Source organism: Alteriqipengyuania flavescens (assembly GCF_030406725.1).
Taxonomy (GTDB): Bacteria; Pseudomonadota; Alphaproteobacteria; order Sphingomonadales; family Sphingomonadaceae; genus Alteriqipengyuania_B; species Alteriqipengyuania_B flavescens.
Genome location: NZ_CP129107.1, coordinates 1,489,599 through 1,512,049 on the forward strand (window position 1 = coordinate 1,489,599; position 22,451 = coordinate 1,512,049).

The following is a 22,451-nucleotide window of genomic DNA, read 5'->3' on the forward strand; positions in this document are numbered from 1 at the left end:
CCTGGCGCGCCCGATCTGGCGCATTGGGTTCAGGTAGCGCCGGTTTCCCCGGTCAGGTCGGCATCGGCCTGCAGGCCCCGCCAGCCTAGCACCGCCACTATCGCGCACAGGCTTGCGACGATGATGAAGGCGGCGTGGTCCGAGTGGCCGTAAATCCACACGCCAAGCGCCGGGGCAACGACATAGGCCGCGCCGTTGATCGAGGCGACGATGCCCGAAACCTGGCCCTGTTCGCTGCGTCGCACCGCCAGCGATGCCCCTGCGGTAAAGCCGGGGCGAAAAAGGCCGAAGCCGAGCGAGGCGATGGCAAAGCCCAGCGCGATCGGATGCAGGCTCTCCGCCCAGCCGAACATCAATATGCCGACGATGGCGAGCGCCATGCCCCACAAGGTCGCCGCCCGCGGGCCGAGCTTGAACGTCGGGATCAGACCCCATTGCGCCAGCAGCGTCGCGATGGCGCCTGCCATCAACACCAGCCCGATGGGACCCGCGCCTTCGTCCGGCGTGGCGCGCAGGCCCAGCCGATCGAGCACGAGGAAGCCCGCGATGCCGAGCGCCATCGCTTGCGCGTGCCCACCCAATAGGCCGGCAACCAGCCAGGGGCGCAGGCGGCGGTCGGTCCACTTGAGGTCCGGGATGTCCTCTGCCGCCTGCTGCTCGTCCTCGTCCTCCGCCCGGCCGGCACCGTTCGCGCTGGTGCCGGTGCCATAGGGCGCAGGCACCACGCCGGAGCGGGTCTCGAAAGCGGGATTGTCGTTCGGCAGGCGCAGGCGCAGCGCGACCAATGTCGCCAGCCCGAACAGGGCGAAGATAAGGAACGGCCCCGTCAGCCCCGCACCGGGAAAGATCAGCAGCGGGGCGAGCGCCGGGCCGATGACGGTGCCGAGCCCGAAGCTCGACGCGATCAGCGACAGCGCATTGGTGCGCTGGCTGCGGTCGGTCCGGCTGGCGATATAGGCCTGCACGGCCGGCGGCGCCGCGCTGCCGAACCCGCCGTACAGCCCGCGGGCAAGCGCGAACAGTGCCAGCGTCAGGAAGGCGGTGAGGTAGCCATTGAGGCCCAGCCACAACAGGATGCCGCACAGGGCGAAGCTGGAAATGAAGCCGACCATGCCCAGCGCCATCATCGTCTTGCGCCCGCGCCGGTCGGACCGCCGCGCCCAGAACGGCGCGGTCGCCACCCACAGCACTGCCGACCAGCTATAGGCGAGGCTGATCCACACATCCGCCACGCCCAGCGAAGTGCCGATGGAGGGCATGACGGACTGCATCGCCGTGTTGCCCGCCGCGGTGGTCAGCATGACCATGTAAAGCAGGACCAGCCGCTCGCGCGAAATGGTGCCGGGCCTGGCGGGCGGCGGGGACGGCGTGCGGGGAGGGGGCGCGGTTTCGCTCACCCGATTGCCGCTACTGCGGGCACCGCTCGCTTGCAATGGCGCGGTCTATTTGCGAACGCATGGGGCGAAGCCGCGCGGGACCCGCGCCGGGCAGCAAGGGTATGCGAATTCCATGACTTCCAACGAAGCGGCGCGCGCGCGTGCGGGCGGGATGATCGGCAAGGTGAAACGGGCGCTTGGCCCGGCAGGCGTCTTCCTCGAAGGGTTCATCCGCGAACCGCGCATGGTGGGCAGCGTCATCCCGTCGTCGATGAACACGATCGACCGGATGCTGACCCCGGTCGACTGGGAGGCGTGCGACGTCTTCGTGGAATACGGCCCGGGCGTCGGCACGTTCTGCCGCCCGATCCTGGACCGGCTGCGCCGCGATGCGAAGCTGATCGCGATCGACACCAACCCGCTGTTCATCGATTACCTTAAGCGGACCATTCCCGACAGCCGCTTCTCGCCGGTCCTCGGCTCGGCCGCCGATGTCGAGTCAATCGTGAAGGCGCACGGTGCGGACCATGCCGATTACGTTGTGTCCGGCCTGCCGTTCTCCACCCTGCCGGACGGGGTCGGCCCCGCCATCGCCGCGGCCACGCACCGGGTGATCCGCCCGGGCGGCGCGTTCCTGGTCTACCAGTTCAGCGCCCGCGCCCGCGACTTCATGGAACCGCACTTTGCGCGCATTGACGATGGCTACGCCCCGTGGAACATCCCGCCGTGCAAGCTCTTCTGGGGCTGGAAGGCCTAGGCGGCCCTTACTGGAAAGTTTCGGCGATGTCCGGCGCGCTGGTGCCGCTGAGCTGGTAGAACACGGCGGCCAGCACGCCCATCATCACGATGTTGAGCACCGCGCTCACCACCAGGTTCACCAGCATCGCGGCAAACACCGCGCCCCCGGCTTCGCCGCCGATCGCACTTGCCCCGCCGATCAGCAAACCCAGCGGGATCGAGATGACGATGGCCGCGATGAACAGCAGGACGTAAAAACCCAGCAGGCGCCAGGCCACCGGGCCCGTCAGGCGCCAGGAATCCTTGATCGAGGAGAACACGTTGCGTTCGCCGCCCAGCACGACGACCGGCATGATCATCGACAGGCGCGTGTAGATATAAAAGAAGAATACCAGCGCCGCGATCCCGAGGATGATTGAGGTGACGCCCAGCGAACCCATGCCGCCCGCCGTGCCAAGCCCCGCCATGCCGACGCCGAAGACCAGCGCAAACGGGATGGCGATGATGATCGCACCGATGATGATAATGACCACGACACCGATCAGCGTGGGCAGGCTGCGCATCGCAATCCCCAGCGATTCGCCCACCGTCGGGCGGCTGCGTGCCATCAGTGCGAGGATCGCGATGAGGCCAATCATCTGGACGATGCTGAGCACGAAGCCTAGCAATGAGGTGCCAAGCTCCGCTTCCGGGGTCGGTGCGAAGATATCGGTGCTCCCCGGATTTTCCGGCGGCACGATGATTTCCGGGGCGATGAGAAACGCGATAGCGCTCGGCACCAGTATGAAGAGACCGGCAATGACCAGCTGCAGCTTGAAACTGCCCTTGATCAGCTCGACGGCGTGATTCCACGCCCTGCCCATATCGAAGTTCATTGTCGGTAGCCCCCTTGATCCCTTTGCCCCTTGATAGTCGCAGCGAGTGACGCCACGCAATGGCCATGACCGACAAAACCGTTCCCGCCCCGGCGATCGAGTGGCGCCGCAGCGAGGGCCAGGTGCCCTATCGCGAGGCGCTGGCCGAGCAGGAGGCGCGCAACCTGGCGATCCAGCAGGGCTCGGCGCGCGAGCTGGTGTGGCTGCTGGAGCATCCGCCGGTCTACACCGCCGGGACCAGCGCCGCGGCGGACGAGCTGATCGACAGCCGTTTCGACGTGGTTGAGACCGGGCGCGGCGGGCGCTATACCTACCACGGGCCGGGGCAGCGGGTCGGCTATGTCCTGCTCGATCTTGCGCGGCGCGGGCGCGACGTGCGCTGTTTCGTCCACGCGCTGGAAGGCTGGGTGATCGCGGCGCTCGGCGACATCGGGGTGGAAAGCTGGCGCGCGGAAGGCCGCGTCGGCATCTGGACACGCGACATCGACGGCAGCGAGGCGAAAATCGGCGCCATCGGCGTGCGCGTGAAGCGCTGGGTCACGATGCACGGCTTTGCCGTCAACCTGGACCCGGACCTGTCGCATTTCGGCGGCATCGTGCCGTGCGGCATCGCCGAATACGGGGTCACCAGTCTGGCGCGCCTCGGCAAACCGCTTGCGGCCGGGGCATGGGATGAGGCATTGCTCGCCCGCGCCGGCGATTTCCTCGCCGCGCTCGGCCCGTGCGATGCAAGCTCGGGCCCGACCGACAGAATTGCCGACGGAGCCAGCGCCGCGTGAAGACTTTCGCCACCACCGCCCCCCTGCTGCTCGCACTGCTGGCGCTCGCCGCCTGCGGCAAGTCCGACAACGCCGCGCGCGATACCGGTGCCGACGGAGAGGTGCTGGAAGGTTCGATCAGCGATGCGATGATTCCGCTCGCCGAAACGACATCGCAGCCGCCGCTCGCCAAGGGCGCAACGGACGGCGCGAGCGGCACTACGGAAACCGGAAGCGGCGAAGGCGCCGGCGAGGCGGACGGAGCGCCGGCAGCAGAGACGACGCCGGAACCCGCCGAACCAGAGGCCCCGGTCGACGCGCTCGAGGCGGCGGAATAAGCCCTAGGCTTCGCCGAGCAGCCGCTTCGCCTGGACCAGGTGCGGCTGGTCGATCATTTCCCCGTCGATCTGCAGCGTACCGAGGCCGGGATTTTCCGCAAAGGCATCGACGATCCGCTGCGCATGGGCGCGCTCCGCTTTGGTCGGGGTGAAGGCGGTGTTGACGATCTCCACCTGCCCGGGATGGATTGCCAGCATGCCGGTGAAGCCGTCCGCGCGCGAGGCGGTGGCCATCAGCGCAAGCCCGTCCGGATCGCGGAAGTCGGAATGCAGCGTATCGATGGCCATCACGCCGCGCGCGTGGGCGGTCAGCAGCGTCTGGGCGCGGACCATGCGGAACGTGTCCGTCCACGCGCCGTCCTCGTCCCGCTTGCGCCCCGCACCGATCGCGGCGGACAGGTCCTCCGCGCCCCAGGTCAGCCCGGCAAGCCGCGGGTTGGTGTCGCCGATATAGGTGGGAATCGACATCGCCGCCTTCGCGGTTTCGCTCACCAGCGGCAGGATTTCCGTGCTGTTCTTCTCGAACCCCAGCGTTTGCTCCATCTCGTAGAGCTCGGCGGACAGCTGCTGGATCTGGTCCGGCCCGGTGCATTTCGGCAGCACGATCCCCGCCGGCCGGCCGGGCATCGCCGCCTGCAAGTCGTCACGCCACCACGGCGTGTCGAAGGCATTGATGCGGATCCAGCGGTGGAACTTGGTCGCGCCTTCGTGCCGGATGTGGAATTGCAGCCAGTCGTGCGCCAGCTCACGCGCGGCCTGCTTGTTGTCGGCGGCCACCGCATCTTCAAGGTCCACGATCACCACGTCGGTGGGGACGGTGTTGACCTTGTCGAGCTTCTTCTCGCTGTCACCGGGGACGAACAGCCACGAACGGTAAGGCATCAGGCGGTGCCTTCCGCGACTTCGTGAGCTGCCTTTTCTTGGCCGGCCTCTTCCATGGCCGGGTAGTCGATGTACCCGGCGGGGCCCGGCAGGTACCAGCTTTGCGGGACGTTGACGTTTTCCGCCCAGTCCGCGCCCGCTTCGATGCGCGCGGCAAGGTCGGGGTTGGAGATATAGGGACGGCCGAAACTGATCGCGTCGGCCCGGCCGCTGTCGATATCGGCAACCGCTTCCGCCGCCGAGTAATCGGAATTGAGCACCAGCTTGCCCGAATAATGCTGGCGGAACAGCGCATCTTGCTGCGGCACATCGGTCTGGCCGAAAGTACCCTCCGGCCCAGGCTGGCGCAATTCGATGAAGGCGACGCCGAGGTCTTCCAGCACCCTTGCCGCCTCGCCGAAGATGCTGGCCGGATCGGGATCGTCGCAGCCCTGCGTCTCGCCGTTGGGCGACAGGCGCACGCCGACCCGGTCCGCGCCCCATTCACCGATTAGCGCGGCGGTCACTTCGCGCAGGAAACGGGTCCGGTTTTCCGGCGAGCCGCCGTATGGGTCCTCGCGCAGGTTGGTGCTGCTGCGCAGGAACTGGTCGACGAGGTAGCCATTCGCGCCGTGCAGCTGGATGCCGTCCATCCCGGCCGCTTTCGCATTGGCGGCAGCCTTGCGGTAATCTTCCACCACGCGCGGGATCTCGTCGGTGTCAAGCGCGCGGGCCTGCTGGTGGTCCTTGCGCCCTTCGAACGTGTGCGCATGACCGGGCGCGGTGGTCGCGCTGGCGGACACGGGCGGCTCGCCGCCGAGGAAATCGGGGTGCACCAACCGGCCCATGTGCCACAGCTGCATGACGATCAGCCCGCCTTCCTCGTGCACGGCCTTGGTCACGCGCTGCCAACCTTCGACCTGCTCCTCGCTCCAGATGCCGGGCGCAGCGGGCCAGCCTAGGCCCTCGACCGAAATGCCGGTCGCCTCGGTGATGATCATGCCCGCGCCTGCGCGCTGGCGGTAATAGGTTTCCATAAGCTCGCCCGGGATGCTGCCCGGCTGCTGCGACCGGCCGCGGGTGAGCGGCGCCATGAAAATGCGGTTGCGCGCCTCGAGCGCGCCGAGAGTGAGGGGCTGGAGCAGCGCTTCGTTCATGGACCTTGTCTATCCTTTCGATTGTCCCCGCTTGGCCAAGCGAGCTAGAGGCGGGCGGTGGACAATACAAGCGCCCCGCCTGCTGCAACAGATCCTGCCCCCGTGGTGGAGCCGGTACCGACCGCGTGGCATTTCGCCGCGCTGCTGGCGGGCAATGTCGCGCTGGCGCTGGGACCGTGGCTGGTGCGGCTGGCCGATACCGGGCCGGTGTCCGCCGCATTCTGGCGGATCGCGCTCGCCCTGCCGGTCATTGCGCTGCTTGCGTGGCGGGAGGGGCGGAAGGCGGGGGGCGGGCCTGTGCCGCGCAAGCTCCTGCTGCTTGTGCTGGGCGCGGGCGCGTTCTTCGCCGTGGACCTAGGCAGCTGGCACATCGGGATCGAGATGACCCGGCTCGGCAATGCGACGCTGTTCGGCAATGCGGGTAGCCTGATCCTGATGCTGTGGAGCATCGCGGTGGTGCGCCGCATGCCGCAGCGGATGGAATGGCTGGCCGTTGTCATGGCGCTGGCCGGCGCCGCGATCCTTCTGGGGCGCAGCCTGCAGATCAGCGCGCAGACGCTGGCGGGCGACGTTTTCTGCATCGTCGCAGGCATTTGCTATGCCTTCTACCTGCTGCCGGCGCAAAAGGCGCGTGCCAGCCTTGGACCGTGGCAGGTGCTGCTGCTGGCCGGCCTGTCCGCCGCGCCGCTGCTGCTATTGGGCGGCATCGCCTTCGGGGAACCGGTATGGCCGCGCGAATGGACCCCGGTGCTGACGCTGGCGGTGACCAGCCAGATCCTGGGGCAGGGCCTGATGGTCTATTCGCTGCGCCATTTCAGCCCGCTGGTCATCGGCGTGGCATTGCTGACCCAGCCGGCCATCGCCGCCTATGTCGGCTGGGCGGCGTTCGACGAGGTCCTGTCCCCGCCCGACATCCTTGGCATGGCGCTGCTGGCAGGCGCGCTGCTGGCGGTGAAGGCGGCGGGGACGCGGCCTAGGCGGGCTCTTCCCCAAACTTCTTGAGGAAAGCGACCTCGTTGCGTTCGTAGCGCTCGAGGTCCGGCCCGACGAGGTGCTGGCGCACCTGTTCGCCCAGCAGCACGCCTTCGGCCCGGATCCGGTTGCGGCGCTGCTGGCTTTTCACCGGCGCGGCGGCATTTGCGAGCGTGTCCAGCATCACTTCCGAAGCGATCGGCGATGTCGCCACGCCGCTGCGGATCGAGCCGAAGCCGCGCTGGACGTAGTGGTTGAAATCGTCGCGCGCGGGGATGACCGGGCAATCCTCCACATCCTCCCCGCACACGTCCTTGCGCAGGTCGCGCCGCGCGATTTCCGTCGTGGCGGCACCCAGCCAGTGCAACGCGGTAATGGCGGTGAAGGGATCGTTGATGCCGGGCGACAGGGCGCGCAGGCCGATCTCGACCAGCTCGTCGATCAGGAACTGCGGGTCCTGGTCGGGCGTGCGCGTGGCGCCGAGGGTAAAACAGGCGCGGATCTTGTCCTCGATATCCTCCGGCTCGCAGCCTTCGACATCCATGATCGGCAGGTCGCGGTGGACGAAGTCACCGGTCCGCATCCGCAGCGAGAAGACCGCGTCGTTATCGCGCGCGATTTTGACGAGGTCGCCGAAATCGATCAGCTGGATATAGCCGGTGGCCCAGGCGCAAAGCGGCTTGCCCTCGCGCGGCGCGGTGGCATCGGAGAATTCGTTCTCGACCGGATAGGCAGCGCGGATGTTGCCGAGCAGGCGCCGACCGATGCCTTCCAGCACCTTGTTCACGCGGATCGAGGACGGGATGTGATTGAGGAAGAACACCAGCACCGCGACGCACAGCCCCATCAGGGCATAGGCAACCAGCAGCGACAGCTGCGGCGTGAAACCGGCGACCGCGGTGCCGACTCCCTCTATATTGGCTGCCGGCTCGTCCGCCCCGCGAACCGAGCGCAGGACGATGATTGCGTAGACGAAGCTGCCGATGAAGGTCGCGAGGCTCAGCTGGTTGCCTCGATCCTCCATGAAATTAGTAAGCAGACGCGGGCCGTAATTGCCGCTGGCATAGGCGACGGCGGCGATGGTGATGGAAAAGACGGTCGAGGCGACGCCGATCATGCTGCCCGCCATCACCGTCAGCATGTCCGCTGCGCCCTTGGGCCGGGACGGGACGATCCAACTGACATCGTTGAGGAATGCTGCCGCTCCCGACCGATCGAGCGTGATCATGCCGAACGCCAGTGCGGCGGCAAGGATGCAGAACAGCGCCGGGTAGAACCAGTAATTGGCGTTCAGCCGGGACCAGAAAAACTTGATATCGGCAGTCATCGTTTCCCCTCGGTCGCCGGCCCGTCGCCGAAATAGCTTGCGAATGCCTTTGCTATGTCCGCGCGGTCCTTGTCCAGCTTGGCCTGGATCGTGGCATGGTCGCGCAGGTCCGTAGCCATGGTACGCATGAAATCCCCGAACTCGCCGTCGGGGTCCTCAGCATTGTCACGGTGCCACGCGGCGACGCGGCCGTAGTTGCGGATCATGTGGATGGAGACGGAGGGATAATCGGCCGCCGCCTGCCGGAATGCGGACAGCGGGCCTTCGAAGATGGAGCGGAAGTCCTGCCCGGGCAGTTCGAGCCAATCCTCTTCGCCCAGGCACGGGGTGCAACCCGCCGAAACCCAGGTCGACACCTGACTGCGCATCACCTTGGCCAGCTTGTCGGCGCAGGTGAGCGCGGTGTAGAAATCGTTGACTGCGGGCGAGAGCGCGCGGGCGCTGATTTCGACGAGCAGGCGGACCTGGAAGACGAGGCCCTGGCTGTCCGAGCGGAACGGCCCGATGGGTATGACGCGCTTCAGCTCGTCCTCGTCGAACGGGGCGTCCGCGCGCAGCAGAGGATCGCCTTTCATCACGTGCTGGCCGGGCGCGGCCTCCACCCGCACGCGCATGTTGCGCCCTGCGAAGCGCTTGACGAGGAGGTCGGTATCCACCCCTTCGATATAGCCTTCGCGCGGGGCGGACAGCGTCTGTTGCCACTGCGTATCGCGGGCGGGGATGCTGGCGAGATCTATCGTCCGGCTGGCTGCGTCCACGCCGAGGTTGTCGACCGACCTGTCGCCGAACATCGTTCGGCCCAGATCGTGCAGCGCGACCGCCAGCATCGCCAGGTTGATCGCCTGCAACACCGCGACGTAGCCGACGATGAGGAAGGGGACCTCAACGTACTCCATCTCCGCGTCGACGGAGAGCATGGCCATGAGCGAGGCGATCAGCGTGAAGGATAGGCCGGCCAGGCTGGTGCGCGTCAGGCGGCGTTCCAGCCACCGATCTATCAGGCGCACGCCGAGGTTGCTGGCTGCCATGCTCAGCACGATCAGCGTGATCGAGAAATAGAGCGTGATGAAAGCGGCGTTGACGCCGGTCGCCACGCCGAGGAAATCCTTGGCCGTATCGGCGCTCGCCGCGGTCGCAAGCCCGTGGTCGAGGAGCCACGTCGCACCGCCGTGCCGGTCGAGATAGAGCACGACCAGCGTGATCGGAATCGATCCGATCACCGCCAGCACCGCGAGCGACCAGTAGCTCTGGACCACGCGGTGCCAGATCCAGCCCGGCCACCCGCCGGCGATGTTCGTGCCCTTCATTTCGCTGTGTTTTCCCCGGTTAGCCCGCATTCCGTGGCGGGAACTAAACCCCTGGGGCGGCCTTAGGTTTCGGCGCGGAGCAGGGGACTGGGCAGGCCGAGCGCGATGAGACCGTTAGCCGATAACGGATCGTGCCAGGAGTTTTGCCAATGACTACAGAACCCGCAATCTTGGGCGCCCAGGCGGTGCTGGGGAATATCGAAAACCTCGTCCCGCTTACCAGCGGCCAGTATACCATGGGCTCGCTGATCCTGATGGTCAGCTACGGCGCCCATTTCGCCTTCATCCTCTATTTCATCATGTCCAGCTTCCAGCTGGCCCCGCGCTATCGCATCGTGCCGATCATGTCCGCCATCGTGATGGCGAGCGCCGGGCGGTCCGGCAGCTGCTTTTCAGCATCGCCGACATCTCGACCAAGTTGCTCTACGGCGTGATCCTGAGCCGCTATGTCCTGCGTCGCAGCGCGCTGGAAGGCTATGTCCCGGCAGCAGAAGCGCTGGAGACCAGCCCGCTCGGCAGCAAAGGTCGCCAGCGCCCGGGGCGACTGACACCTTGGCAGCAACGCCTGCCCGCAACGAAAGGTGGCCTGTCCCGATGGGGCGGGCCGTCTTTTCGCGTGGCTGGCCTGTAGCGTTGCTGGCCGTGTGCATAGCCGTCTCGCTGGTCGGGACGGGGGCTGCCATCGCCATGGGGCTTGCGCTGTTCCTGGCGGGCTTCGCCCACGGCGCGGGCGACGAGCAGGCCGGCACGCTGCGGCCCTTCGCCCTCGCGCCGGCAGCCGCCTATGTCGTGGCGGGCCTTGCCGTCGCGGCCCTGTTCCTGGCGCTGCCGCTTGCCGGGCTGACGCTTTTCCTGCTGCTGTCGCTGTGGCACTTCGCCCGCTCCGGGCGCGCTGACGCGATAGACCGCGCCGCTTTCGCGTGCCTTGCGGTGGGCGGCAGCGCGCTGTTGCGGATGGACGAGAGACGTCTTCCGTGTTCGCAGCCCTGCTTGGCACGATCCCGCCGCGTGGCTGGGTGCTTGCGCTGGCCGCAACCGGCGCGGCGGGCCTCGCGCTTTCAGTCGCTACCGTCGTGCGCGGGCGTTTCGGTCCGGCGCTTTCGGCCACGCTGGTGGCAGTCGCGCTGCTGCATCCCGCCCTCGCGGTGGGCTTCGCCTTTGCCGTCGGCCATGCGTTTCCGCTGCAGGGATCGCAGATCCGTCGCTACGGCTGGCGCGATGTGGTCGCGGCGCAGGGCCCGACGGCTTCGATTGCGCTGCTCGGCGCGCTAGCGATGGCGGCAGTGGTGTTGTCGAGCCACTTGCCGCTGCCGTGGGCGGCCGCGCTGGCTTTCGGCATGGCCACCCCGCACATGCTGAGCGAGCGGCTGGAGCGCTAGCCTCAGACCGGCAGGTAAAAGCCCCACAGCCCGTTAGAGAATTCGGTCGCAGCAAAGGCGAAGCGGCGCTCGCCCGCCATTACGTAATAGGTCGGCACCATCCGGCGCTCGGCGCGCAGCGGATCGCGCAGTTCCGCGCTGACGCCCGTCGCGATCCAGTCAGCGGCCCACAGGTCGCACGGCCATTCTGCCAGCATCTCGCCCTCGGTAACGGAGCCCGAGAATTCCCAGCCCCGCGCCCGGTTCCAGCGCCGCGCGCGATACCGCGCACCCAGTTCCTTCAGCATCGGATCATGCCCGGCCCAGGTCGCCCTTGCCGATGGTGCCGCTCGCCATCTCCAGCATCTTGTCGAGGCTCTGCCGCGCTTTCAGGCGCAGGCCTTCCTCGATCTCGATGCGCGGCTCCAGGTCGCGCAGGGCGGTGTAGAGCTTCTCCATCGTGTTGAGCGCCATGTAGGGGCAGATGTTGCAGTTGCAGTTGCCGTCCGCGCCGGGCGCGCCGATGAAATTCTTCTCCGGCAGCGCCTTTTCCATCTGGTGGATGATGTGCGGTTCGGTCGCCACGATCAGCGTGTCGCCGGGGAAGGTCTTGGCGAACTGCAGGATGCCGCTGGTCGAACCGACATAGTCGGCGTGGTCGACCACGTGCGGGGGGCATTCGGGATGCGCGGCGACGGGTGCGTCAGGATGCTGCTGCTTCAGTTTCAGCAGCTCGCTCTCACTGAAGGCTTCGTGCACGATGCACACGCCCGGCCACAGGAGCATGTCGCGGTTGTACTTGCGGTTGAGATAACCGCCCAGATGCCGGTCCGGCCCGAAGATGATCGGCTGGTCTTCCGGGATCTGCTCCAGGATCGTCTCGGCGCTGGAGGAGGTGACGATCACGTCGCTGAGCGCTTTCACCTCGGTCGAACAGTTGATGTAGGTGAGTGCGATGTGATCGGGATGCGCTTCGCGGAAGGCGCGGAACTTGTCGGGCGGGCAGCTGTCCTCCAGGCTGCAGCCGGCGTCCATGTCGGGCAGGACGACGATCTTTTCGGGGCTGAGGATCTTGGCGGTGTCGGCCATGAACTTCACGCCGCAAAAGGCGATCACTTCCGCATCGGTCGCCGCCGCCTTGCGCGAGAGTTCCAGGCTGTCGCCCACGAAGTCGGCAATGTCCTGGATTTCCGGCTTCTGGTAATAATGCGCCAGGATCACAGCGTTGCGGTCCTTGCGCAGGCGGTCGATTTCCTCGCGCAGGTCCGCGCCCGTGGGAAGCTTGGTTTCGGCAGTCATAATCTCGTCCCGTCTGGCCCGCTGTTCGGGCCTCTATAGCCAAAACGGGGCAGGAGGCGAGCAGGTTCCGCTACATCGTGAATCCGGGCGGCAGGAAGGCTTCCATCGACCGCTCCGCCCCCGGCGTGCCTGCGATCAGGCTCTCGGTCACCCCGATGCCGAGGGGGCTGTAGGCGATCGTCAGGAAAGGTTAGCGAAGAGGGTCTGCGCGAGTCAATTCGTGCGCCAGACCTCGCCGTCGCGGGCCACTTCGCCGCGGTTTTCCAGGTCGATCAGGTGGGCTTTCACACTCATCCCGGCAGCGGGATAGAGGCGCTTGTCGAGGCCCCTGTACATCAGCGGCACCAGCGCGCGGATCGTGCGCGCTTCCTCGTCCAGCAGGCGCAGGATCTGGCGTTCGCGCTGGCGGCGGTGGCCGACCATACCGCGCACCAGCTGGCGCGGCTTGTCCACTTGCGGGCCGTGGGCGGGATAATAGACCCGGTCCTCGCGCGCGTAGAGCTTTTCGAGGCTGCGCATGTAGGCGGCCATGTCGCCATCGGGCGGGGCGACGACGCTGGTCGACCAGCCCATCACGTGGTCGCCGGTGAACAGCGCGCCGCTTTCCTCCAGCGCGAAGCACAGGTGGTTGGATGTGTGGCCGGGCGTGTGGACCGCTGTGAGGGTCCAGCCCGCACCGGTCATCGCCTCGCCATCCTCCAGCACTCGGTCTGGCGCGTAGGTTTCGTCGAACGGAGCATCGGCGCGCGGGCCGCTGTCATCGAGGACCAGCGGCGCGCAGCCGACCACCGGCGCCCCGGTCAATGCCGACAGGGGCCGGGCGGCGGGCGAATGGTCGCGGTGGGTGTGGGTGCACATGATCGCCGCGACGTGCCCATCGCCGATCGCATTCTCCAGCGCGGCAAGATGCTCCGTCGTGACCGGGCCGGGGTCGATCACCGCAAGGCTGTCGCCGTTGCCGACGAGGTAGGTCTGCGTGCCGGTATAGGTATAGGGCGAGGGATTGTCCGCCAGCACGCGGCGTACCAGCGGCTCCAGCTGCTCGACCTTGCCGGTCGGCCACGGTTTGGGTGGTCCCTTCATTACGTGGGGGGATATGGAGGCCGAGTTGCCGCTTGTCGAGCGGCGCGCCGCCGCGCTAGGCCGCTGCGAGAGGTTTTTGTAGGAGCGCGCCGATGTCCGATCCGCTGATCCTGGTGCTGGATGCCGGGACCACGTCCACGAGAGCGATGCTGTTCGATCCGCAAGGCCAGCTGCACCACGTCTCGCAGGCCGAAATTACCCAGCATTACCCGCGCGATGGCTGGGTGGAGCACGATGCGGGCGAAATCTGGCAAGCGACGCTCGCCTGCGCGCAGGAATGCGTCGAGTGGGCGGACGGCAACGACCGGATCGCCTGTATCGGCATCACCAACCAGCGCGAAACCGTGGTCGCCTGGGACACCTCCAGCGGCGAGCCGCTCGCCCGCGCCATCGTGTGGCAGGACCGACGCACCACCAATTTCTGCGCCGAGTTGAAGGACCAGGGCCACGAGGACGAGGTCCAGCGCCGCACCGGCCTGCTGCTCGATCCCTATTTCTCCGGCACCAAGATGCGCTGGCTGCTGCACAATGTCGACGCGGTGAAGGCTGCGGCGGACGCGGGCAGGCTGGCGCTGGGAACGGTCGAAAGCTGGCTGGTGTGGAAACTGAGCGGCGGCGCGGCGCACGTGACCGACGCCAGCAACGCCAGCCGCACGCTGCTGATGCCGCTGGACGGCGGTGACTGGGCGCAGGACCTGTGCGATCTGATGGACGTGCCGCGCGCCGCGCTTCCGCGGATCGTCGACAACGCGGGCGCGCTTGCCGAGACCGCGCCGCGGCATTTCGGCACCGCGATCCCGATTACCGGCCTCGTCGGCGACCAGCAGGGGGCAACGATCGGGCAGGGCTGCCTGTCGCCGGGGGAGACCAAGGCGACATACGGCACCGGGGCCTTCATCCTCGCCAACCACGGCACCACCGTGCCGCAATCGCGCCACCGCCTGCTCGGCACGGTGCTCTACCAGCACGAGGGGGAGCGGACCTATGCGCTGGAAGGCGCGGTGTTCGTCGCCGGAAGCCTCATCCAGTGGCTGCGCGACGGGCTCGGCATCATCGACAAGGCTGCGGATACGGAACGGCTCGCCGCATCGGTGGAGGGGGACAGCAGGGTTGTGATCGTCCCCGCGCTCGCCGGCCTCGGCGCGCCCTACTGGCGGCCGGAGGCACGCGGGGTTATCTCCGGCCTCTCGTTCAGCACCGGCCGCGCGCATATCGCCCGGGCCGCGCTGGAGGCGATGGCCCACCAGACGCGCGATCTCGCCGAGGCCTTCGCCGCCGACGGGGCGGAATGGACCAGGCTGCGGATCGACGGCGGGATGAGCGCGAACGACTGGATGGCGCGCGACATCGCCGGCCTGCTCGGCATTCCGGTGGAACGGCCGGGCTTGGTCGAAACGACGGCGTTGGGTGCGGCGATGCTGGCGGCGGTCGGCGCGGGGCTGCACGCGGACTTGCAGGGGGCCTATGCGGCGATGGGCGGCACGCGCACCGTGTTCGAACCGGCGATGGACGAAGACATCAGGAAAGCGCGACTGGACCGCTGGGGCTTGGCCCTCGCGGCGAGCTAAAGCGCGGCGATCGAGGCTTCTAGCCGCTGGCGCAGGCGTTCGATCGCGGGCGGCTGCATGGCGAAGCGTTCGCGCCACGCGGCGTCCAGCCGCTCGATCCGCTGGTAGAAGCGCTGCGTTTCGGCGACCAGTGTCACGATCCGCACCGGCAGTGCGGCCAGCTGCTGGCGGTCGCCATCGGGCTGCCGCTTCGCCAGCCGGCCGTGGCGACGCAGCTGGAACTCGCTCATCTCGCCGTTGAAATAGGCCCGCTGGTTGAGCAGCCAGGCGAGCGCATGCATCATCCGCGTGGTGCAGCGCAGCGCCTCGCACGACAGGGCGATGCGGGCGAAATCCTCGTCCTCCGCCGCCGCATCGATCCGGCCCGACAGGTCGAAGGCCGCGCGCACGCGGTCGGCCAGTTCGAGCCCTTCCTCGTACAGCGCCTCCACGATGGGCGCGTTGATATCCGCATGATCCCGCATTGCGAGCGTTCGCTAAACCCGCGCGGCCACCCGCGTCCAGCGCCTGTCCCGGTCATCCCCATGCCATTTCGGGACTGTCGCGATTCGGGACTCTCTTGTTTCGTGAAGCCGCCTCCGCGCGTAATCCTTCTTCCTCATGAAGCCGCCTCCGCGGCTTCGTCCTCCCTGCTGTTCCCACCGCTGCGCGGCGGGGCAGGTCCGGGGCGGGCGGTCGCCCTTGCCGCCGCCTGCGCGGCGGAGCTCCGCGACTCGGATTGCTGAGTGGCACTGACGTACCGCGTAAGCGGTGCCAGAGGCCGACCGGCCGACCGCAGCGGCCTCGGAGCCGGAACGAAGTCCCGGCGGAGAGAATAGCCGCGAGGACGAAGCCGCGGAGGCGGCTTCACGAAACAAACTACGCGATAATATCCGGCAGCAGGTGGTCCTGCACCACGGCGATTTGGTCCTTCAGGGCCAGCTTGCGCTTTTTCAGTCGCGCGATCTGCATCTGGTCGTGGCTGCCTGCGCGCAGGAGCGCGTCGATGGCGGCGTCGAGGTCGCGGTGTTCGGTTTGCAGCGTTGCCAGTCGCTTGCGCAATTCGTCTTCGGTCACGCCGTTCTCTTCCTGTCGCCGGATCGCTTCGCCCGGACCCTGAGCCGTGCCGGATTCGGGACGACCGCGATGGCTCTATCCTTGCCGTGTTAACCCTTTGTGTGGTTCCATGCCACCTCGACTTGTGACGCCTCGTCCGAGTCGCAAAAGTGAAACAAGGAGATGTGTCTATGTCATCGTCCCACGTTGCCGCCCTCGAAACCAAGCATGCCAGGCTGGAGCAGATGATCGCTTCGGAAATGGCCCGCCCGGCACCCGACGATGCAACCATTTCCGGCCTCAAGAAGCAGAAGCTCGCCATCAAGGAAGAACTCGCCCACATCTAGGCGGCGCTAGACACATATAGGGCCTGCGAACCGGTAGGGCCTGCGAACCGGGCATGGTTTTCACCGCCGCCCGGTTTGCAGCGCCCGCCATATCGGATAGGACCGGCGGACGATGACCGCCGCCTCCTCCGCCCGCTCGATCCTCACGCGCCTGCACGACGTGATGGCCTCGCGCAGCAGCGCGCAGGACAAGCTCGACCGGGTGGTCGACATCATCGGGGAAGAGCTCGATAGCGAGGTCTGCTCGATCTACCTGCTGCGCGACGGCATGCTGGAACTGTTCGCGACGCGCGGCCTCAACAAGTCCGCCGTGCACGTCACCCGCATGGGCATCGGCGAAGGTCTGACCGGCACCATCGCCCAGAATGTCGAAACGCTGAACCTGGCCGAGGCGAAAGCCCATCCCGACTTCATGTTCCGCCCCGAAACAGGCGAGGAGCGGTTCCACAGCTTCGCCGGCGTGCCCATCGTGCGTCAGGCGCGCGCCATCGGCGTGGTCAACGTGCAGCATGTCGATCCGCGCCGCTACGAAGAGGTGGAGATCGAGGCGCTGCAGACCGTGGCGATGGTGTTGTCCGAACTGATCGACAACGCCGGGCTGGTCGATTCCGAGCAGGCCAAATCGCTGCAGCACGACGGGCAGGTCCAGGCCGAAGGCCTGGTGCTGGCCAAGGGGCTGGGCAGCGGGCGGGCCGTGTTCCACCAGCCGCGCGTAACCATCGAACACACGATGGCGGAGGATATCGAGGCGGAGCGCCAGCGGGTCTACCGCGCCTTCGACACGATGCGCGAGCAGATCGACGACATGACCAGCCAGGCCGAATTCGGCACCGGCGGCGAACATGAGGAGGTCCTCGCGACCTACAGGATGTTCGCCTACGACGAAGGCTGGGGCCGCCGCATCAACGAGGCGATCGACAGCGGCCTGACCGCGGAGGCCGCGATCGAGCGCGTGCAGCAGCGCACGCGCATGCGCATGCGGGAGATCGACGATCCGCTGCTGGCGGACCGGATGCACGACCTGGAGGACCTGGCCAACCGCCTGCTCCGCATCGTGTCCGGCCAGCTCGGCACGGCGGCGACCAAGGGCCTGCGCGAGGATGCGATCCTGATCGCCCGCAACCTCGGCCCGGCCGAATTGCTCGAATACGACCGCCGCCGGCTGAAAGGCGTGGTGCTGGAAGAAGGCTCGCTCACCGCGCACGTCGTCATCGTGGCGCGCGCGATGGGCGTGCCGGTGCTGGGCCGCGTTGCCAACCTGCGCGCGCTGGTGGCGGAAGGCGACACGCTGCTGCTCGATGCGGACAAGGGGCAGGTGACCATCCGCCCGCAGGCCGCGCTGGTCGACGCGTTCGAGGCGCGCTTTGCGCAATCGAAGAAACGGCAGGCCGAGCTTGCCCAGCTGCGCGACGTGGAGCCCTTCACCCGCGACGGCACGCGGATCACGGTGATGATGAACGGCGGGCTGCGCGACGACCTGACTTCGCTGAAGCTGGTCGGCGCGGACGGGATCGGGCTGTTCCGCACCGAATTCCAGTTCCTCGTATCCGCCGCCCTGCCGGCGCGGGAGCGGCAATTGCGGCTCTACCGCGATGTGCTCGACGCGGCGGACGGCAAGCCGGTGATCTTCCGCACGGTCGATATCGGCGGCGACAAGTCGCTTCCCTACCTGCGCAACGAAGGCGCCTCGGCGGACGAGAACCCGGCGATGGGCTGGCGCGCGCTGCGCCTGGCGCTGGAACGCGAAGGCCTGCTGAAACTGCAGGCGCGCGCCCTGCTAGAAGCGGCCGCCGGGCGCGAGCTCAACGTGATGTTCCCGCTGGTGTCCGAACCGTGGGAATTCGACGCGGCCAAGGCGATCTTCGACGACCAGCTCGCTTTCCTGCGCAGCCGCAAGGCGAAGTTGCCGGAGGCGATCCGCTTCGGCGCGATGCTGGAAGTGCCGGCGCTGGCCGAAGTGCTCGACCTATTGCTGCCCAAGCTGTCATTCCTGTCGATCGGCACCAACGACCTCACCCAGTTCCTCTTCGCCGCCGACCGCGCCAACCCGAAGCTGGCGCAGCGCTACGACTGGCTCAGCCCGGCGATCCTGCGCTTCCTCGCCCGCGTGGTGCAGACGACGCAGGCAGCGCCGACACCGGTCGACCTTGCCGTATGCGGCGAGATGGGCGGCCGCCCGCTGGAAGCGCTCGCGCTGCTCGGCCTCGGCATCCGCCGCCTGTCGATTACCCCCGCCGGCGTCGGCCCCATCAAGGAACTGGTGCGCAAGGTGGACCTTGCGGAAATCGGCGCGGCGATGAACGGCTGGCTGCTCAATCCGCCGCTGGACATGCGCGCCGCCCTGTCGGTCTGGGCGGACGAACGCAGCATCGCGCACGATTGAGGCGGGCGGTTGTAATTTTCCGACGCTGCGCTTGACTTGCCCCTTCCGCAATCGGATTGGTGCGGGCAGGGGACGAAAACGGGGCTCTGGACGGGGTATCGGGTCGGGATACGGGAATGAGCGACGAAGAATTCGAGTACGAGCTGGAAAATGACGCCGGCGGACCGCCGCGCATCGGCGCGCAGCTGCGCGCATCGCGGGAAGCGCGCGGGCTGAGCCTGGCGCAGGTGTCGGCCGAAACCCGCATCACCGAACGCCATCTGGAGCTGATCGAGGCAGGCGATTTCGACGGGCTGCCCGGCCGTACCTATGCCATCGGTTTCGCCAAGAACTATGCCCGCGTGGTCGGCATGTCGCAGGCCGATACGGCGCAGGCAGTGAAGAACGAACTGGCGATGGAAGACCCGCGCCCGTCGCGCGTGATCGGCGAATACGATCCGATCGACCCCGACCGCGTGCCGTCCTCCAAGGTGGGGCTCGTTTCCTTCATCGCCCTGATCGTGCTGCTGGGCGGGGCCTATGCGTTTTACGCGACCTATTTCAATCCCGGCGCGGAACTGGAATCGCTGACTGCGGCGGAACGGCGCGCGGCGGCAGAAGCCGCGGCGGAAGAAGACGAGGGCGCGGCCGCCACGGCAAGCGCCCCCGCACCGTCCGGCGAAGTGGTATTCACCGCGCTTGAGGAAGGCATCTGGGTCAAGTTCTACGATGCCAGCGGTGCGCAGCTGATGCAGAAGCAGATGGCGGAAGGCGAAACCTACTCCGTGCCTGCCAACGCCAACGGCCCGCAGCTGTGGACCGGCCGGCCGGACGCGCTGGCGATAACCATCGGTGGACAGAGCGTGCCGAAGCTTGCCGAGGACGACCAGGTCATGAAGGATATCCCCGTGACCGCAGAGGCGCTGCTGGCGCGGGGCGAAAGCCCGGCTGCGCCTGCCGCTGCCGCCACGGCCGTCGCCACGGCGAACGAGTGACATTCATCGCAGGTTTCGCCGAGCCGGCCTAGGCGATGCGGACCTTGACGGGAGAGAATTTACGATGGTTTTCGCGAAACTGACCGGTTCGAAGTTGCGCCCCACGATCCAGGCGGCGATCGGCGGCGCGGTGCTGGTAACGGGGCTCGGCATGGTCCCCGCCCCCGCTTTCGCACAGGACGAGGATGCCCGTGTCCGCAAGCTGGAGGCGGAAGTCCGCGCGCTGCAGCGGGTGGTCTTCCCCGGCGGCGACAACCGCTATTTCACGCCCGAAGTCACGTCCGAGACGCAGCGCGGCCAGCAGGGCGGGCAGGCGACCATCACCTATCCGCAGCAAGGGCCGGCCTCGACCACGGCGGTGACGGACATCCTTGCCCGGCTCGATGCGCTGGAAGGCCAGCTGGCCCGCCTGACCGCGCGCACGGAAGAGAACGACAACATGCTGCGCCAAATGGGCACGCGGCTCGACGCGCTGGAGGCCGCGGGTGCTGCGCCGGTGGTTGCGACCCCGACGCCCACCGCTGTCGTTCCCGCCACCACCGTCGCGGCGACGACTGCAACCCCGCCGCCCGCTGCCGACCCCACGCCGGAGCGCGTCGCCGCGGTGCAGGCCATCGCCAAGCCGCAGACCGACGATGCGGCGGACGACGAATACAGCTATGGCTTCCGCCTGTGGGACGCGGGCTTCTATCCCGAGGCCCAGCAGCAGCTGCGTATGTTCGTGGACCGTTACCCCAGCCACTGGCGCGCGACCTATGGCCGCAACTTGCTCGGCCGCGCCTATCTCGACAACGGGCAGCCGCGCGAGGCGGCGACGTGGTTCCTGCAGAACTACAATGCCGACAAGACGGCCGACCGCGCGCCCGACAGCCTGCTCTATCTTGCCGAAGCGATGATCGCGCTGGACGACGATCGCCGCGCCTGCATCGCGCTGGCCGAATTCGGCGAGACTTACCCTGCGCTCGCCGCCGGGCGGTTGCAGGCGCAATACGATGCCAATCGCGGCAAGGTCACCTGCAGCTGATGCGATGACCGGCGGCGCGATCGACGGGGCGCTGCTCGGGCGCTTCGCCGACGGCTTGCGCGGAGTCTGGAACGAAGGGGCCCGCCTGGGTCTCGCCGTGTCGGGCGGGGCCGATAGCATGGCGCTGCTGCGCCTCGCCCACGCGAGCGACATCGACATCGGCGTCGCCACCGTCGATCACGGATTGCGCCCGGAAGCGGCCGGGGAATGCCGCTTCGTCGCGGCCGCCTGCGAGGCGCTCGGCATCGCCTGCACGGTGCTGGAAGTCGAAGTGGCAGGGGGCAACCGGCAGGAACAGGCGCGCATCGCCCGCTACCGCGCGCTGGGCGACTGGGCGCGTCGTGCCGGGGTTTCCGCCATCGCAACCGCCCACCACGCCGACGACCAGGCCGAAACGCTGCTGATGCGGCTCAATCGCGGCAGCGGGCTGGCAGGGCTCGCCGGGATCCGTCCCCGCACGGTGATGGAGGGGCTGAGTGTCCCCGTGGTCCGCCCGCTGCTCGCCTTTCGCCGCGCGGAGTTGCGCGACGTCCTGCGCCAGGCGGGACAGGATCATATCGAGGATCCGAGCAACACTGACATGTCCTTCGAACGCGTGCGGATGCGGCAGGTACTGGGCGCGGCCGACTGGCTGGACCCCGTTGCCATGGCCCGCTCTGCCGCTTACCTCGCAGAGGCGGAGGCGACCTTGCAGGCCATCGCGGAGGTGGAACTCGCCGAAGCCGAAGGCAAAATCGGCTTAGCGTGGACCGCACATGCCGAACTCAACGCGCGTGCACTCGACCGCGCTATCGCGAAGCTCGGCGGCGCTCCCGCCCCCGGCGACACGCGTCAGCTGGCCTTGCGACTCGCCGACGGGGGGAAGGGCAATTTGGCCGGAGTGCTCGTGGAGGTGAAAGGCGACCGGGCGACATGCCGCCCGGAACCGGCACGCCGATCGTCGGGCCAATCTAAGGGCCGCAGCTGATCAGCTGGCGAGGCTGGTGCCGATCCCGGCCTTTTCGCCGCGGGTGATGATCACGCGGTCGCCCAGCTTGGCGATGGCGAACAGCTTGGCGGCGAATGCATCGGGCGTGCCGATGCAGCCATGGCTGGCGAAGCCGTTCTCCACCTCGCTCGAATGGATCGAGATACCGTCCCATGTCAAGCGCAGCGTATAGGGCATCGGGACGTTGTAGATGCTGGAGATATTGTCCTTGTTCTTCTCCAGGATGGGGAAGACGCCGAGCGGGGTGGGGTGGTTGTCCGTACCCAGCAACACGGCCGCCGCGCCGATTTCGTAACCGTCGCGGAAAACGGAGATGACGCGGGCTTCGAGGTCGACGGTGATGACCAGCGGGCCATCGGGCACGCCTTCATCGTCCCAGTGCCATTCGCCGTACCTGATAGGCCCGTCGATGGGCAGGATGCGCTTGATGACGAAGGGGGAATCGAGCTTTTCTTCCTTCGCCTGCGGCTTTGTTTCCTCGCCCTGTTCCAGAACCGCTTCGGCCTGGATCGCGGCGTCCTGCGTGGATGCTTCGGCTGCGCTGCCCATGAACAGGCGCGAGGACACGCCGGCCGTTACCAGCAAGGCCAGCACCAGCAGCGTCGCACCGCCAATCCATTTCACGGTTCCGTTCATGGCGGCCTGTATGCGCGCAATTCCGCCGAAAATCCAGCCGATGCGGG

The 22,451-nt window shown here is 67.6% G+C and carries 24 protein-coding genes and 1 pseudogene; 13 read left to right on the plus strand and 12 right to left on the minus strand.

Annotation, left to right across the window (positions count from 1 at the left end):
* Positions 1 to 29: 29 nt before the first annotated feature.
* Positions 30 to 1,397 carry an MFS transporter gene (locus tag QQW98_RS07720; protein WP_404800782.1) on the minus strand — a complete coding sequence of 456 codons (1,368 nt, stop codon included), beginning with the start codon at positions 1,395 to 1,397 and terminating at the stop codon, positions 30 to 32.
* Between the two features lie 112 nt (positions 1,398 to 1,509).
* Between QQW98_RS07720 and QQW98_RS07725 the strand changes: the two genes are divergently transcribed.
* Positions 1,510 to 2,133, plus strand: a complete 624-nt coding sequence (locus QQW98_RS07725) for a class I SAM-dependent methyltransferase (RefSeq protein WP_290134405.1) — start codon at positions 1,510 to 1,512, stop codon at positions 2,131 to 2,133.
* 7 nt (positions 2,134 to 2,140) lie between these two features.
* Here the strand turns inward: QQW98_RS07725 and QQW98_RS07730 are convergent, their stop codons facing one another.
* Complete coding sequence (locus tag QQW98_RS07730) at positions 2,141 to 2,989, minus strand: glycerophosphoryl diester phosphodiesterase membrane domain-containing protein (protein ID WP_290134406.1); 849 nt, start codon at positions 2,987 to 2,989, stop codon at positions 2,141 to 2,143.
* 65 nt (positions 2,990 to 3,054) lie between these two features.
* Between QQW98_RS07730 and lipB the strand changes: the two genes are divergently transcribed.
* A complete protein-coding gene (gene lipB, locus QQW98_RS07735; RefSeq protein WP_290134407.1) occupies positions 3,055 to 3,768 on the plus strand; it encodes a lipoyl(octanoyl) transferase LipB in 714 nt (237 codons plus the stop codon).
* Positions 3,765 to 4,085, plus strand: a complete 321-nt coding sequence (locus QQW98_RS07740) for a hypothetical protein (RefSeq protein ID WP_290134408.1) — start codon at positions 3,765 to 3,767, stop codon at positions 4,083 to 4,085. Before lipB ends, QQW98_RS07740 begins: the two co-directional genes overlap by 4 nt.
* Positions 4,086 to 4,088: 3 nt before the next feature.
* Here QQW98_RS07740 and QQW98_RS07745 read toward each other — a convergent pair whose 3' ends face one another.
* Together QQW98_RS07745 and QQW98_RS07750 are read right to left on the minus strand one after the other, a co-directional pair.
* A complete protein-coding gene (locus QQW98_RS07745) occupies positions 4,089 to 4,967 on the minus strand; it encodes an HpcH/HpaI aldolase/citrate lyase family protein (RefSeq protein WP_290134409.1) in 879 nt (292 codons plus the stop codon).
* Positions 4,967 to 6,103: an alkene reductase gene (locus QQW98_RS07750; protein ID WP_290134410.1), complete on the minus strand. Its 1,137-nt coding sequence runs from the start codon at positions 6,101 to 6,103 to the stop codon at positions 4,967 to 4,969. Before QQW98_RS07750 ends, QQW98_RS07745 begins: the two co-directional genes overlap by 1 nt.
* A 57-nt stretch (positions 6,104 to 6,160) precedes the next feature.
* On the opposite strand from QQW98_RS07750, the gene QQW98_RS07755 reads away from it, so the two are divergent.
* On the plus strand, positions 6,161 to 7,105 hold the full coding sequence (locus QQW98_RS07755; RefSeq protein ID WP_290134411.1) for a DMT family transporter: 945 nt from the start codon (positions 6,161 to 6,163) through the stop codon (positions 7,103 to 7,105).
* Here the strand turns inward: QQW98_RS07755 and QQW98_RS07760 are convergent.
* Positions 7,077 to 8,402, minus strand: coding sequence for a DUF2254 domain-containing protein (locus QQW98_RS07760; protein WP_290134412.1), 1,326 nt, complete (start codon positions 8,400 to 8,402; stop codon positions 7,077 to 7,079). The two genes, QQW98_RS07755 and QQW98_RS07760, sit on opposite strands and share 29 nt — an antisense overlap.
* On the minus strand, positions 8,399 to 9,709 hold the full coding sequence (locus QQW98_RS07765) for a DUF2254 family protein (protein ID WP_290134413.1): 1,311 nt from the start codon (positions 9,707 to 9,709) through the stop codon (positions 8,399 to 8,401). Before QQW98_RS07765 ends, QQW98_RS07760 begins: the two co-directional genes overlap by 4 nt.
* Positions 9,710 to 9,858: 149 nt before the next feature.
* Between QQW98_RS07765 and QQW98_RS07770 the strand changes: the two genes are divergently transcribed.
* From QQW98_RS07770 to QQW98_RS07775, 3 genes and pseudogenes are all read left to right on the plus strand, one after another.
* Positions 9,859 to 10,143: a hypothetical protein gene (locus tag QQW98_RS07770; RefSeq protein ID WP_290134414.1), complete on the plus strand. Its 285-nt coding sequence runs from the start codon at positions 9,859 to 9,861 to the stop codon at positions 10,141 to 10,143.
* A gap of 253 nt (positions 10,144 to 10,396) precedes the next feature.
* Positions 10,397 to 10,627 (plus strand): annotated as a pseudogene (locus QQW98_RS13980) (Brp/Blh family beta-carotene 15,15'-dioxygenase); the annotation flags it as partial.
* Positions 10,628 to 10,683: 56 nt separating this feature from the next.
* Positions 10,684 to 11,088, plus strand: a complete 405-nt coding sequence (locus QQW98_RS07775; RefSeq protein ID WP_290134415.1) for a hypothetical protein — start codon at positions 10,684 to 10,686, stop codon at positions 11,086 to 11,088.
* A 2-nt stretch (positions 11,089 to 11,090) separates the two neighbouring features.
* Here QQW98_RS07775 and QQW98_RS07780 read toward each other — a convergent pair whose 3' ends face one another.
* The 3 genes from QQW98_RS07780 to QQW98_RS07790 all read right to left on the minus strand — a co-directional run bounded on the left by QQW98_RS07780 (position 11,091) and on the right by QQW98_RS07790 (position 13,449).
* The gene (locus tag QQW98_RS07780; protein ID WP_290134416.1) at positions 11,091 to 11,375 is read right to left on the minus strand and encodes a hypothetical protein; all 285 of its coding nucleotides are present in this window, start codon (positions 11,373 to 11,375) and stop codon (positions 11,091 to 11,093) included.
* A gap of 4 nt (positions 11,376 to 11,379) precedes the next feature.
* A complete protein-coding gene (gene nadA / locus QQW98_RS07785; RefSeq protein ID WP_290134417.1) occupies positions 11,380 to 12,366 on the minus strand; it encodes a quinolinate synthase NadA in 987 nt (328 codons plus the stop codon).
* Between the two features lie 213 nt (positions 12,367 to 12,579).
* Positions 12,580 to 13,449: an MBL fold metallo-hydrolase gene (locus QQW98_RS07790; RefSeq protein WP_290134418.1), complete on the minus strand. Its 870-nt coding sequence runs from the start codon at positions 13,447 to 13,449 to the stop codon at positions 12,580 to 12,582.
* A 92-nt stretch (positions 13,450 to 13,541) separates the two neighbouring features.
* On the opposite strand from QQW98_RS07790, the gene glpK reads away from it, so the two are divergent.
* Positions 13,542 to 15,017: a glycerol kinase GlpK gene (gene glpK / locus QQW98_RS07795; RefSeq protein ID WP_290134419.1), complete on the plus strand. Its 1,476-nt coding sequence runs from the start codon at positions 13,542 to 13,544 to the stop codon at positions 15,015 to 15,017.
* Here the strand turns inward: glpK and QQW98_RS07800 are convergent.
* Positions 15,014 to 15,481 (minus strand): DUF1465 family protein, encoded by a 468-nt coding sequence (locus tag QQW98_RS07800; RefSeq protein ID WP_290134420.1) that lies wholly within the window; start codon positions 15,479 to 15,481, stop codon positions 15,014 to 15,016. The genes glpK and QQW98_RS07800 overlap by 4 nt on opposite strands.
* Before the next feature lie 394 nt (positions 15,482 to 15,875).
* Positions 15,876 to 16,073, minus strand: a complete 198-nt coding sequence (locus QQW98_RS07805; RefSeq protein WP_290134421.1) for a YdcH family protein — start codon at positions 16,071 to 16,073, stop codon at positions 15,876 to 15,878.
* Positions 16,074 to 16,243: 170 nt separating this feature from the next.
* Between QQW98_RS07805 and QQW98_RS07810 the strand changes: the two genes are divergently transcribed.
* The 5 genes from QQW98_RS07810 to tilS all read left to right on the plus strand — a co-directional run bounded on the left by QQW98_RS07810 (position 16,244) and on the right by tilS (position 21,747).
* The gene (locus tag QQW98_RS07810) at positions 16,244 to 16,399 is read left to right on the plus strand and encodes a YdcH family protein (protein ID WP_290134422.1); all 156 of its coding nucleotides are present in this window, start codon (positions 16,244 to 16,246) and stop codon (positions 16,397 to 16,399) included.
* Positions 16,400 to 16,511: 112 nt separating this feature from the next.
* On the plus strand, positions 16,512 to 18,782 hold the full coding sequence (gene ptsP, locus QQW98_RS07815) for a phosphoenolpyruvate--protein phosphotransferase (RefSeq protein WP_290134423.1): 2,271 nt from the start codon (positions 16,512 to 16,514) through the stop codon (positions 18,780 to 18,782).
* Between the two features lie 116 nt (positions 18,783 to 18,898).
* Positions 18,899 to 19,756, plus strand: a complete 858-nt coding sequence (locus tag QQW98_RS07820) for a helix-turn-helix domain-containing protein (protein ID WP_290134424.1) — start codon at positions 18,899 to 18,901, stop codon at positions 19,754 to 19,756.
* A gap of 64 nt (positions 19,757 to 19,820) precedes the next feature.
* A complete protein-coding gene (locus tag QQW98_RS07825) occupies positions 19,821 to 20,780 on the plus strand; it encodes a tetratricopeptide repeat protein (RefSeq protein WP_319023277.1) in 960 nt (319 codons plus the stop codon).
* 4 nt (positions 20,781 to 20,784) lie between these two features.
* Entirely contained in the window at positions 20,785 to 21,747 is a 963-nt protein-coding gene (tilS, locus tag QQW98_RS07830) for a tRNA lysidine(34) synthetase TilS (RefSeq protein ID WP_290134425.1), read from the plus strand.
* On the opposite strand, the gene QQW98_RS07835 is transcribed toward tilS, so the two are convergent.
* Positions 21,748 to 22,404 carry a L,D-transpeptidase family protein gene (locus QQW98_RS07835; protein WP_290134426.1) on the minus strand — a complete coding sequence of 219 codons (657 nt, stop codon included), beginning with the start codon at positions 22,402 to 22,404 and terminating at the stop codon, positions 21,748 to 21,750.
* Positions 22,405 to 22,451 lie beyond the last annotated feature (47 nt).